10 protein-coding genes, 1 tRNA gene and 1 pseudogene are annotated in these 11,350 nt (G+C 71.2%); 9 read left to right on the top strand and 3 right to left on the bottom strand.

Annotated features, from left to right (window positions below; translation table 11 throughout):
• Positions 1-222, top strand: a pseudogene (locus D466_RS24445) (group II intron reverse transcriptase/maturase); the annotation flags it as partial.
• A 97-nt stretch (positions 223-319) separates the two neighbouring features.
• Positions 320-1,588: a CaiB/BaiF CoA-transferase family protein gene (locus tag D466_RS0109775; RefSeq protein ID WP_018913537.1), complete on the top strand. Its 1,269-nt coding sequence runs from the start codon at positions 320-322 to the stop codon at positions 1,586-1,588.
• A gap of 23 nt (positions 1,589-1,611) precedes the next feature.
• Here the strand turns inward: D466_RS0109775 and purD are convergent, their stop codons facing one another.
• Both purD and D466_RS0109765 read right to left on the bottom strand, forming a co-directional pair.
• The gene (gene purD / locus D466_RS0109770) at positions 1,612-2,892 is read right to left on the bottom strand and encodes a phosphoribosylamine--glycine ligase (protein ID WP_018913536.1); all 1,281 of its coding nucleotides are present in this window, start codon (positions 2,890-2,892) and stop codon (positions 1,612-1,614) included.
• A 25-nt stretch (positions 2,893-2,917) separates the two neighbouring features.
• On the bottom strand, positions 2,918-3,640 hold the full coding sequence (locus D466_RS0109765; RefSeq protein WP_018913535.1) for a YebC/PmpR family DNA-binding transcriptional regulator: 723 nt from the start codon (positions 3,638-3,640) through the stop codon (positions 2,918-2,920).
• Positions 3,641-3,892: 252 nt separating this feature from the next.
• On the opposite strand from D466_RS0109765, the gene D466_RS0109760 reads away from it, so the two are divergent.
• The 6 genes from D466_RS0109760 to D466_RS0109735 all read left to right on the top strand — a co-directional run bounded on the left by D466_RS0109760 (position 3,893) and on the right by D466_RS0109735 (position 9,704).
• The gene (locus D466_RS0109760; RefSeq protein ID WP_018913534.1) at positions 3,893-5,665 is read left to right on the top strand and encodes a glutamine--tRNA ligase/YqeY domain fusion protein; all 1,773 of its coding nucleotides are present in this window, start codon (positions 3,893-3,895) and stop codon (positions 5,663-5,665) included.
• Between the two features lie 18 nt (positions 5,666-5,683).
• On the top strand, positions 5,684-6,487 hold the full coding sequence (locus tag D466_RS0109755) for a 2OG-Fe dioxygenase family protein (RefSeq protein WP_018913533.1): 804 nt from the start codon (positions 5,684-5,686) through the stop codon (positions 6,485-6,487).
• A gap of 120 nt (positions 6,488-6,607) precedes the next feature.
• The gene (locus tag D466_RS0109750; RefSeq protein WP_018913532.1) at positions 6,608-7,654 is read left to right on the top strand and encodes an isocitrate/isopropylmalate dehydrogenase family protein; all 1,047 of its coding nucleotides are present in this window, start codon (positions 6,608-6,610) and stop codon (positions 7,652-7,654) included.
• 69 nt (positions 7,655-7,723) lie between these two features.
• Positions 7,724-8,599 (top strand): formyltetrahydrofolate deformylase, encoded by an 876-nt coding sequence (purU, locus tag D466_RS0109745; RefSeq protein ID WP_018913531.1) that lies wholly within the window; start codon positions 7,724-7,726, stop codon positions 8,597-8,599.
• Between the two features lie 34 nt (positions 8,600-8,633).
• Positions 8,634-9,083, top strand: coding sequence for a nuclear transport factor 2 family protein (locus D466_RS0109740; protein WP_018913530.1), 450 nt, complete (start codon positions 8,634-8,636; stop codon positions 9,081-9,083).
• 36 nt (positions 9,084-9,119) lie between these two features.
• Positions 9,120-9,704 carry a DUF2946 family protein gene (locus D466_RS0109735; protein ID WP_018913529.1) on the top strand — a complete coding sequence of 195 codons (585 nt, stop codon included), beginning with the start codon at positions 9,120-9,122 and terminating at the stop codon, positions 9,702-9,704.
• A 48-nt stretch (positions 9,705-9,752) separates the two neighbouring features.
• Here the strand turns inward: D466_RS0109735 and D466_RS25135 are convergent, their stop codons facing one another.
• Positions 9,753-10,355, bottom strand: a complete 603-nt coding sequence (locus D466_RS25135; RefSeq protein WP_018913528.1) for a c-type cytochrome — start codon at positions 10,353-10,355, stop codon at positions 9,753-9,755.
• A 278-nt stretch (positions 10,356-10,633) separates the two neighbouring features.
• Here D466_RS25135 and D466_RS0109720 point away from each other — a divergent pair.
• A tRNA-Arg gene (locus D466_RS0109720) sits at positions 10,634-10,709 on the top strand.
• Positions 10,710-11,350 lie beyond the last annotated feature (641 nt).

Genomic DNA, 11,350 nt, shown 5'->3' with positions numbered 1-11,350 from the left:
ATCGCCTGGCGCCAGTGGAAACGACCCCGCACCCGGGAATCGCGCCTGCGCGCGCTCGGCCTGGACGCGCAACGCGCCCGGAAATCGAGCGTCAACGGGCGCGGGCCGTGGTGGAATGCCGGGGCTCTGCACATGCGCCATGCGCTGCCGCCGAAATACTTTGCCAACTTGGGGCTGGTCTCGCTGGTGGATATCCATCAGCGGCTCCAGAGTTCTGCTTGAACCGCCGGATGCGGAACCGCACGTCCGGTGGTGTGAGAGGGCTGAGGGGGCGACCCCTCACCCTACTCGATCCCGCTTCCTGTGGTGCAATGTCTCCATGTCCGAACCATCCTCCGTTGAATCCCGGGGCCCGGCCGCGGGCGGCGCGCTGCAGGGCCTGCGCGTGCTCGAGCTCGGCAGCCTGATCGCGGGCCCCTTCGCCACGCGCCTGCTGGCCGAGTTCGGCGCCGACGTGGTGAAGGTGGAAAGCCCCGCGCGCGGCGGCGAGGCCGGCGGCGACCCGCTGCGCGGCTGGCGCCAGATGCACGCCGGCACCTCGCTGTGGTGGGCCGCGCAGGCGCGCAACAAGCGCTGCATCACGCTGGACCTGAAGTCCGAGGCCGGGCGCGACGTCGTGCTGCGCCTGGTGCGCCGCTGCGACGTGCTGGTGGAGAACATGCGCCCGGGCGTGCTGGAGAAGCTCGGCCTGGGCTGGGAGCAGCTGAGCCAGGCCAATCCCTCGCTGGTGATGGTGCGCATTTCCGGTTTCGGCCAGACCGGACCGCTGCGCGCGCAGCCTGGATTCGGCGCCATCGCCGAGTCGATGGGAGGCATGCGCTACGTCACCGGCGACCCCGCGCACCCGCCGATGCGTTCGAACCTGTCGCTGGGCGACTCGATCGCCGCGCTGCATGCGGTGATGGGCGCGCTGATGGCGCTGCGCCACCGCGACGCCACGGGAGGGCGCTTCGACGGGCACCAGGGCGGGCAGGGGCAGGTGGTCGACGTCGCGCTCACCGAGTCGGTGTTCAACCTGATGGAAAGCACCTTGATGGAATACAGCGTGGGCGGCACGGTGCGCGAGCGCTGCGGCAGCTCCATCGCCGGCATCGTGCCTTCCAACGTGTACCGCAGCGCTGCCGGCGAATGGGTGCAGATCTCCGGCAACGGGGATGCGATCTTCCGCCGCCTGATGCTGGCCATCGGGCGCGAGGACCTGGCTTCCCGCGCCGAGCTGGCGACCAACCCCGGGCGCATCCGCGCCGCCGCCGAGATCGACCAGGCCATCCAGCAATGGGTGGGACGCCACGACGCGCCGCAAGTGGTGCAGGCCATGCGCGAGGCCGACGTGCCGGCCAGCCGGATCTACAGCATCGCCGACATCTGCGCCGACGAGCAGTTCCGCGCCCGCGGCATGATCGAGCGCCACGCGTTGCCCGACGGCACGCCGGTGGACCTGCCGGGCGTGGTTCCGCGTCTGAGCCGCACGCCCGGCGGCACGCGCTGGCTGGGCCCGGCGCTGGGCGCGCACAACGAGCAGGTGCTGGCCGAACTCGGCTTCGACCCCGAGGCCATCGAGGCCCTGCGCCGCGACGGCGTGCTCTGAGGAGCGACTAGGAGCCTGGGCGGCTAGCGCTTGAGCGCGCGCCAGCCGATGTCCTGGCGGAACTGCATGCCTTCGAAGCGAATCTGGCGCAGGCCGGCGTAGGCGCGCTGCTGTGCCATGCGCAGCGAATCGCCCAGCGCGGTGACGGCCAGCACGCGCCCGCCCGCGGTGCGCAGCACGTTGCCGTCCAGGCGCGTGCCGGCGTGGAATACCTGCAGGTCCTCGGCGGGGGCGGGCAGGCCCTCGATGGCTCCCCCCAGGCGCGGCGTCTCCGGGTAGCCGGGGGCGGCCATCACCACGGCCAGCGCGGTGCGGCGGTCCCACTGCAGTTCCAGCTTGTCCAGCTTGCCGTCGATGGCCGCGTCCAGCACGTGCACGAGGTCGCTTTTCAGGCGCATCAGGATGGGCTGGGTCTCGGGGTCGCCGAGACGGCAGTTGAACTCCAGCGTGCGCGCATGGCCCTGGCGGTCGATCATCAGCCCGGCGTACAGGAAGCCCGTGTAGGGGTTGCCGTCGGCGGCCATGCCCTGCACGGTGGGCATGATGATCTCGCGCATCACCCGCGCGTGCACCTCGGGCGAGACCACCGGGGCCGGCGAATACGCGCCCATGCCCCCGGTGTTCGGCCCCTGGTCGCCGTCGCGCAGGCGCTTGTGGTCCTGGCTGGAAGCCAGCGGCAGCACGCGCGTGCCGTCGACCAGCACGATGAAACTGGCTTCCTCGCCCTCGAGGAAATCCTCGATCACCACGCGCGCGCCGTCCTCGCCGTGCTGCACGCCGTAGGTGTTGCGCTCGAGCATGTCGTCCACCGCGGCGTGCGCCTCGTCCGGCGTGGCGGCCACCACCACGCCCTTGCCGGCGGCCAGCCCGTCGGCCTTGACCACCAGCGCGCAGTTGCGCTCGGTGATGTAGGCATGGGCCTGCGCGGGGTCGGTGAAGGTGCGGTGCTGCGCGGTCGGGATGCCGTGGCGCTGCATGAAGTCCTTGGCGTAGGCCTTGGAGCTTTCCAGCTGCGCGGCCGCGCGCGTGGGCCCGAAGATGCGCAGCCGGCGCTCGCGGAAATGGTCCACCACGCCGGCGGCCAGCGGGGCCTCCGGGCCCACCACGGTGAGGTGCACGTCCTCGGCCACGCAGAAGTCGGCCAGCCGCTCGATCTCGGGGATGGCCAGGTTCTCCAGGTGCGGCATGGCCGCGGTTCCCCCGTTGCCGGGAGCCACGAAGACCTTCTTCACCCGAGGGGATTGCGCCAGCTTCCACGCCAGCGCGTGTTCACGGCCGCCGGAGCCGATGACCAGGATTTTCATGAGAGGGGGTTGCTAGCGCCGCGTCTCACGGCAGGATGGCGTTGTGGTCGACGCGCTGCACGTCGTCGAGATCCTCGAGCGCGTCGACCAGCTTTTGCATGCGCTCGGCATCGGCGCCGTCCAGTTCCACCTCGACGCTGGGCTTCATGCCCAGCTCGGAGTATTCCGGCTTCAGGCCGGCCGCCTGCAGGCCGGCGGCCACGGCCCCGAAATCGGCCGGCTCGCACAGCACTTCGACGGAGCCGTCGTCCAGCGTGCTCACGTCCTCGGCGCCGCCTTCGAGCGCGGCTTCCATCACCTGTTCCTCGGGCGTGCCGGGGGCGAACAGGAATTGCCCGCAATGCTTGAACTGGAAGGCCACCGAACCCTCGGTGCCCAGGTTGCCGCCGAACTTGGACAGCGCATGGCGCACCTCGGCCACCGTGCGCACGCGGTTGTCGGTCATGCAGTCGATGATCATGGCCACGCCGCCGGGGCCGTAGCCCTCGTAGCGGATTTCCTCGTAATGCGCGCCTTCCAGGTTGCCGGTGCCGCGGTCGATCGCGCGCTTGAGGTTGTCGGCCGGCATGTTGGCTTCGCGCGCCCGGTCCAGAGCCAGGCGCAGCCGGGGGTTGGCGTTGACGTCGCCGCCGCCGAGCTTGGCGGCCACCGTGACTTCGCGGATGATCTTGGTCCAGACCTTGCCGCGCTTTTCATCCTGGCGGCCTTTGCGATGCTGGATGTTGGCCCATTTGGAATGGCCGGCCATAGCGTTTCGCTCCCGGCGCCCGCGGGCGCCATCGATGAGTGGGGGTATTCGGGCTCTTCGCGCCGACGCCACGGGGCGCCGGGAAGGCCTGCCATTCTACGGTGCCGCGCGCCGGCGCCCGGGGACGCAGGGCGAGTCCCCCCGCCGCGCCCGCCGCTCCGTCGCTGGCGTGGGGGGGCGCGCTTGGCGGACAATAGGGTTTTGCCCGAGAAATCCCCCTCCGAGGGGAGCGCCGCCGCGACGATCCGATCCATGCCGAATCCCGAAACCGCACCCGCCAAAGCTTCCAACTTCCTGCGCCAGATCATCGAGGCCGATCTCGCCTCGGGGGCGCTGCAGGGCAGGCATTTCGCCGGCCAGCCCGGCGACGCGGCCGCGCTGGCGCAGGCGCCGCTGGACGCGGCGCGCATCCGCACGCGCTTTCCTCCCGAGCCCAACGGCTACCTGCACATCGGGCACGCCAAGAGCATCTGCCTGAACTTCGGCCTGGCCGGCGACTACGGCGGCGTGTGCCACCTGCGCCTGGACGACACCAACCCCGAGAAGGAAAGCCAGGAGTACGTGGACGCGATCCGCGACGCGGTGCGCTGGCTGGGTTTCGACTGGGTCAGCGCCGGGGTGAGCCACGAATACTTCGCCAGCGACTACTTCGACTTCATGTGGCGCGCCGCCTGCGCGCTCATCGAGGCGGGCCTGGCCTATGTCGACGAACAAAGCGCCGAGGACATGCGGCGCAACCGCGGCAGCCTGACCGAGCCGGGCGTGCCCAGCCCCTGGCGCGATCGCCCCGCGGCCGAGAGCCTGCAGCGCTTTCGCGAGATGCGCGAGGGGCTCCACGCGGAAGGCTCGATGGTGCTGCGCGCGCGCATCGACATGGCCTCGCCGAACCTGAACCTGCGCGATCCGGCGCTCTACCGCATCCGTTTCGCGCACCACCACCGCACGGGCGACCGCTGGTGCATCTACCCGATGTACACCTTCGCGCACCCCATCGAGGACGCGCTGGAACGCATCACCCACAGCCTGTGCACGCTGGAGTTCGAGGACCAGCGGCCTTTCTACGACTGGCTGCTCGAGCACCTGGCGGCGCTGGGCCTGCTCGAGCGCCCGCTGCCGCGGCAGTACGAGTTCGCGCGCCTGAACCTCGCCAGCCTGATCACCAGCAAGCGCAAGCTGGCGCAACTGGTGGCGGAGGGCCGCGTGAAGGGCTGGGACGACCCGCGCCTGCCCACCATCGCCGGACTGCGCCGGCGCGGCTACACGCCCGGCGCGCTGCGCCTGTTCGCCGAGCGCATCGGCGTGAGCAAGTCGGATTCCTGGATCGACTATTCGGTGCTCGAGGGCGCGCTGCGCGACGACCTGGACCCGCAGGCTCCGCGCGCCATGGCCGTGCTCGATCCGGTGCCGCTGGTGCTGGACAACTGGGACGAGGTGATCGGCGCGGGCCGCCTGGAGGCCTGCCAGGCGCCCGTGCATCCCCACCAGCCCGAGCGCGGCCAGCGCGATTTCCAGCTCGGGCCGCGGGTGTGGATCGAGCGCTCGGACTTCGAGTTCGAGCCGCCCAAGGGCTTTTTCCGCCTGTACCCGGGCGGGCGCGTGCGCCTGAAGTACGGCTACGTGGTCGAGTGCACCGGCGCCGAGCGCGCGAGCGACGGCAGCGTGCTCGAGGTGCATGCGCGCATCGTGCCCGACACGCGCAGCGGCACGCCGGGCGCCGCCGCGGTGAAGGTCAAGGGCGTGATCAGCTGGGTCGGCGCGGCCGACGGGCTGGCGGCCGAGGTGCGCCTGTACGACCGCCTGTTCCTGGCCGACCAGCCCGACGCCGGAGGCGCGGATTTCCTGCAGGCGCTGAACCCCGACAGCCTGCGCGTGGTGCAGGCCTGGGTGGAGCCCTCGGTGGCCGCGGCCGCGCCGGGTACCTCGTTCCAGTTCGAGCGCCACGGCTATTTCGTCACCGATTCGCGCGACCACGTCGGCGGCCGGCTGGTGTTCAACCGCACCACCGGGCTGCGCGACGGGCGCTGACACCGCGAGGGGCCAAGCATGCTCGACTTCGACCTGGGTCCCGGCCTCGCCACGGCCGCGCGCGTCGGCACGCCCGGCAGGGACCTGCGGGACGCGCTCCTGCTGCGCCTGCGCGAGCAAGGCTTCGCGCTGCTGCAACCCGCCCAGCTCGGCGAACTCTGCGGCCTGTCGCCGGCCGACTGCGCGGCGGCGCTGCCGCTGTGGGAGGAACTGCCGGCCGACCCCTACCTGAAGGACGGCGGGCGCTACCGCCGGCGGCGCCACGGCAGTTTCGTGCACGAAACGGCAGGCGCGCAGCCCGGGCTGCGCCAGGTCGCGCACCGCGCGCATTACCAGCCGCTGACCTACAACGCGCTGCACGGCGGCCTGGTGCGCTGGCTGGAGCCGCTGGACCCGCGCCTGTGCTCGATGGCCTGCTGGGGTGGGCTGCTCGGCTCGCTGGGCGAGGTGTTCGGCCAGGTGCGCCCGCAACCGCGCTGGTTCGTCGAGGCGCACCAGTTCCGCATCGACACCGCCGACGGCATCGGCCGCCCCACGCCGGAGGGGGCGCACCGCGACGGCGTGGACTTCGTCGCCGTGCTGCTGGCGCAGCGCCGCGGCATCCGCGGCGGCGAGAGCCGGGTGTTCGAGCTGCAGGGCGCGCGCGGCGTGCGCTTCACGCTGGACCAGCCGTGGAGCGCGCTGCTGATGGACGACACGCGGGTGATCCACGAGACCACGCCGATCCTGCCCGAACTCGAAGGCGCCGGCGGCTGCCGCGACACCCTGGTGCTGACCTGGCGCGCCGGCGGCTTCCTCGACCCGCCGCGGGCCGAGGGCTGAGCCGCGGCGCAGCGGGGCACGTCGTCAGCTTTGCGCAATGTTGCGGCGTATATGCTTAGCCTGCGGCGGTGATGGCATCGGCCGCGCAGCCTCGATGGCACCCTCTTCAGGAGACCCGGCATGGCCGACAGCACCCCCGCACGCCGCATTCCCGCAACCCTGATCGCCGGCGATGGCATCGGGCCGGAGATCATGGAGGCCACGCTGCGGGTGCTGGAGGCGCTCGAGGCTCCCTTCGACTGGGATCCGCAGATCGCCGGCCTGGGCGGCGTGAAGGCCGCGGGAGACCCGCTGCCCCAGGCCACGCTGGACAGCATCCGCCGCACCCGGCTGGCCCTCAAGGGGCCGCTGGAAACGCCGTCGGGCGGCGGCTACCGCTCCTCCAACGTGCGCCTGCGCGAGGCCTTCCACCTGTACGCGAACATGCGTCCGGCCAAGACCCTGATTCCCGGCGGGCGCTTCGACAACATCGACCTGCTGGTGTTCCGGGAGAACGTCGAGGGCCTGTACATGGGCTACGAGCACTACATCCCCATCGACGACGATCCCCACGCGGTGGCCATGTCCACCGGGGTGAACACCCGCCAGGGCGCGCGCCACATCCTGGACTACGCCTTCAGCACGGCCATCGCGCTGGGGCGCAAGAAGATGACCGTGGTGCACAAGGCCAACATCATGAAGGCCCTGACCGGCATCTTCCTGGAGACCGCCTACCAGATCCACCAGGAGAAGTACGCCGACCGCATCGCGCTGGACGACGTGATCGTCGACGCCTGCTGCATGAAACTGGTGATCAACCCCTGGCAGTTCGACTGCCTGGTCACCACCAACCTGTTCGGGGACATCCTGTCCGACCTGTGCGCCGGCCTGGTCGGCGGCCTGGGCATGGCCCCCGGCGCCAACATCGGGCAGGACGCGGCGATTTTCGAGGCCGTGCACGGCTCGGCGCCCGACATCGCCGGCAAGGGCATCGCCAACCCGGTGGCGCTGATGCTGGCGGCGGGCATGATGCTCGACCATGTGGGCCTGAAAGACAAGGGCGAGCGCCTGCGCCGCGCCATCGAGCGCAGCCTCAACGCCGACGGCGTGCGCACCGGCGACCTGGGCGGCAAGGCCGACACGAAGACCTTCGCCGCCGCCGTGGTGGCGCGGCTCGGCGATTCCTGAGGGCAACTAAGGGGAATTCCCTAGAATGCGGGCGGCGCCGCCGATGGTCGGCGCGCCCCGCCGCCCGCCATGACACCCGCTGCCAACGACTTCATCCTCACACTGTCCTGTGCCGATGCCAAGGGCATCGTCTATTCGGTATCCGGGGTGCTGTACCAGGCCGGGTGCAACATCCTGGATTCGCAGCAGTTCGGCGACCCCGCCACGGGCCTGTTCTTCATGCGCGTGCACTTCGCGGTGCCCGCCCACCTGGATGGCGCGGAGAAGGTCGAGCTGCTGTTCGCCGACCTGCGCCAGCGTTTCGGCATGCAGGCGCTCATCCACGCGGTGGCGCGGCGCGCGCGCGTGCTCATCGCGGTGAGCCGGCAGGCCCACTGCCTCAACGACCTGTTGTTCCGCTGGCGCGCCGGCCAGATCCCGATGGACGTGGTGGGCGTGGTATCCAACCACCGCGACTGCGCCTCGCTGGCGGCGCACTACGAAGTGCCCTTCCACCACGAGCCGCTGGCGGCCGGCGCCGATGCGCAGACCAAGCGCGCGCAGGAACTTCGCATCGAGGCCCTGATGCGCGAGCAGGGCGTGGAACTGCTGGTGCTGGCGCGCTACATGCAGATCCTGAGCGCCGAGTTCTGCGCCGCGCTGGACGGGCGCGCCATCAACATCCACCATTCCTTCCTGCCCAGCTTCAAGGGCGCGCGGCCCTACCGCCAGGCGCACGAGCGCGGCGTGAAGCTGATCGGCGCCACCGCGCACTACGTGACTCCCGAGCTGGACGAGGGCCCTATCATCGAGCAGGACGTGCAGCGCGTGGACCACGGGCTGGACGCCGACGAGCTCACCTCGGTGGGCCAGGACGTGGAGAACCAGGTGCTGGCGCGCGCGGTGCGCTGGCACGTCGAGCACCGCATCCTGCGCAACGGCCACAAGACGGTCGTGTTCAAGTAAGGGCCCGCGGCCAGCGCCGCGCACGGAGTCGCCGATGCCTGAAAACCCCCTTGCGGCCAGCGGGCCGCTGAGCTCCGCCGAAGCCGCCGAAGCCGCGTTCTACGAGGCCCTGCAGGCGGGGGACGCGGCCGCCGTGATGCGTGTGTGGAGCGACGACGACGAGCCCATGTGCATCCATCCGGGCGGGGCGCGCCTGGTGGGCACCGCGGCCATCCGCGCCAGTTTCGAGCAGCTGCTGGGCGGCGGCGCGCTGCCCATCGTGCCCGAGCGCGTGCTGCGCACCGTCACCATGGGCTGCGCGGTGCACAACGTGGTCGAGCGCGTGAGCCTGCCCGCGGGCGCGCCCGCGGCCTTCGCCTGCGTGCTGGCCACCAACGTGTACCTGCGCACCCCCCAGGGCTGGCGCCTGGTGCTGCACCACGCCAGCCCCGGCACCCTCGACGAGGCCGGCGAACGGCGGGCCCAGTCCGAGCGCCTGCACTGATGCGCGCGCCGGCCCATCCCGTGCGCGCGGCCCCTCATGGATGAGCAGGTGCTGCAGGCCATGCGCCGCTGGCCCGACGTGCCGGCCTGCGCGGGCTGGCTCGGGCTGGACGCGCGCGGCCAGTGGTGGATCCGCGACGCGCAGGCGCTGCCCTGGCCGCGGCGCGCCGACGGCGCGCTGGACAAGCAGGGCGCCAGCCGGCTGCTGCACGAGGGCCTGTGCGCCTTCGTGGCGCGCAACTACCAGCCCGACGAGCAGGGCTGCTGGTATTTCCAGAACGGGCCGCAGCGGGTGTACGTGGAACTCGAGGCGGCGCCGCTGATCCTGCGCCTGCACACCGACGCGGAAGCTGCGCGCTGGAGCACGCACACGGGTGCGGACTGCGAGGTGCGCGAGGCCTGGCTGGATGCGCCGGGGCGCGTTTGGCTGGGTACGACGGCCGGCCCGGCGCTGCTGCACAGCCTGGACATGGTGCTGCTGGAACCCTGGCTGGACGACTCGCTGTCCAGCCTTCGCCTGCCGCGCCGCGCGCCGCTGGAACTGCGGCCGCTGGCGGCAGGCGAGGTGGAGTCGCGCCTGGGCTTTTGCGCCAGCCCCTCGGCCCAGGCGCGCTGGACTTGAGGTCGCGCGCCGGCAGGGCCGGCGCGCACGAGCAAGCCTGCTTCGCGCTTACTTGGCGGCGGCGACCATGTAGTCCACCGCGGCCTTCACGTCGGCGTCGCTGGCCGTGCTGCCGCCCTTGGGCGGCATCATGCCGCGCTTGCCGGTATAGCCGTGCAGCGCGCGGTCGTACAGCGTGGGCATGCCCTGGGCGATGATCGGGCCCCATTCGGCCTTGTCGCCGAACTTGGGCGCGCCGGCGATCCCCGCGCCGTGGCAGGCGATGCAGGTACTCTCGTAGACCTTCTTGCCGGCGTCGGCCACCGTGGTTCCGCCCGCGGCCGGGGCGCTGGCCGCCGCGGCCTTGGCCGCCGGGGCGCTGGCCGAGGCCGTCGCGGTAGCGGCGGCCGGCGCGGCCGCGCTGGCCTGCGCCACCGGCGCGATGCGCTGCTCGGTGGCGGCCTGCGAGCCCACCGCCTCCGAGGAGGCCGGCGGCTCGGTCTCGCTGGCGATGAAATGGGCGATCAGCACCAGGATGATCACCGGCGCCGCGAAGCCCACCAGCAGGATCACGATCAGCTTGCGCAGCGTGGGGGCGAAGGGCAGGGCCCCGGTCGAAGCGTCGGCGGGCGCGGCGTGGCCCTTGGAGTGGTTGGAGTCGTGTGCGCTCATGGTCGGTGCAAAAAGGTCACGAATGGCCCGGCCCCCGCGAGGGCCGCGCCGCAGCTGCGGTGTGCATGATAGGACGCCCGCACCCCCATGGGCACGCACGGCGCGCTGGTGCGCCGCCGCATGTGCGAGGAGTTGACGATCGTCAGCACCCGCGGGCCCGTGGCGTGGCAGGCCCGCGGGCCCGCGCCGTGTAGGCTCCGGGCAGGGCGCCGCCGCGCCCCTCGGGAGTGCGAGGCGCTACACTGTCTGTTTGGCCCGGAGCTGCGCTCCGGCGCCATGCGCCCGTAGCTCAGTGGATAGAGTATCGGCCTCCGAAGCCGAGGGTCGCTGGTTCGATCCCAGCCGGGCGCGCCAATTCTTATAAGAAAATCATGTGGTTGCGAGCCCCGCCATCGAGCGGGGCTTTTTGTTTTGGGCCTCGCGGGGCTTCTCATTCCCCCGCTGCTCCCCCATCCTGTGGCGTGGCGTTGCATCGTGTGGCATCCCCGCTCCCCCACCAAATCCCCATGGTGTCCATGACGTTCGTTCCATTGCGCTTGCCTGGCGCGCCGCCGCGATAAGCCCGTAACGCGTTGTTTTTGCATGTGCATTTCTGTTGAGCTTCCTGCCGCGCAGGCTCATTCGACAACGCGCGTCGCAGAACTGTATCGAGGCCAATCTGGAACGAAGATGCCACACGATGCAGCACGAACCTCAGCAGTGGGCGCACCGGCGTCATCCACGATCTACTACTTCACCCTTGCGGAGATAGCCGGGTTCTTGCGGGTTCGCCGCGAGACGATCTACCGCTGGCTTGATTGCGGCTCCGGGGTCATCCAGTGCCCAACTGGGCGCACGTTGCAGTCGGTGCAGCATGGTGAGCGACGCTTGGTCTCAAACGCGGCTTGGCAAGCGTTCGTGGGCATGGACGCGCCGGTGGAGAAGCCGCCAGCCGTGGCAGTTCAACTGGCTCCGACGAAGCGGCGCGGCAGACCGCGTAAGCCTGCAGTAACCGC

Source organism: Thiomonas sp. FB-6, from assembly GCF_000377645.1.
Taxonomy (GTDB): domain Bacteria; phylum Pseudomonadota; class Gammaproteobacteria; order Burkholderiales; family Burkholderiaceae_C; genus Thiomonas_A.
The sequence above is the reverse complement of the archived record's forward strand: the minus strand, read 5'-3'. Positions and strand labels throughout refer to the sequence as shown.

Coding starts and splice junctions, on each gene's coding strand:
- D466_RS0109775 (WP_018913537.1), top strand. CDS start 320: ATGTCCGAACCATCCTCCGTTGAATCCCGGGGCCCGGCCGCGGGCGGC.
- purD (WP_018913536.1), bottom strand. CDS start 2,892: ATGAAAATCCTGGTCATCGGCTCCGGCGGCCGTGAACACGCGCTGGCG.
- D466_RS0109765 (WP_018913535.1), bottom strand. CDS start 3,640: ATGGCCGGCCATTCCAAATGGGCCAACATCCAGCATCGCAAAGGCCGC.
- D466_RS0109760 (WP_018913534.1), top strand. CDS start 3,893: ATGCCGAATCCCGAAACCGCACCCGCCAAAGCTTCCAACTTCCTGCGC.
- D466_RS0109755 (WP_018913533.1), top strand. CDS start 5,684: ATGCTCGACTTCGACCTGGGTCCCGGCCTCGCCACGGCCGCGCGCGTC.
- D466_RS0109750 (WP_018913532.1), top strand. CDS start 6,608: ATGGCCGACAGCACCCCCGCACGCCGCATTCCCGCAACCCTGATCGCC.
- purU (WP_018913531.1), top strand. CDS start 7,724: ATGACACCCGCTGCCAACGACTTCATCCTCACACTGTCCTGTGCCGAT.
- D466_RS0109740 (WP_018913530.1), top strand. CDS start 8,634: ATGCCTGAAAACCCCCTTGCGGCCAGCGGGCCGCTGAGCTCCGCCGAA.
- D466_RS0109735 (WP_018913529.1), top strand. CDS start 9,120: ATGGATGAGCAGGTGCTGCAGGCCATGCGCCGCTGGCCCGACGTGCCG.
- D466_RS25135 (WP_018913528.1), bottom strand. CDS start 10,355: ATGAGCGCACACGACTCCAACCACTCCAAGGGCCACGCCGCGCCCGCC.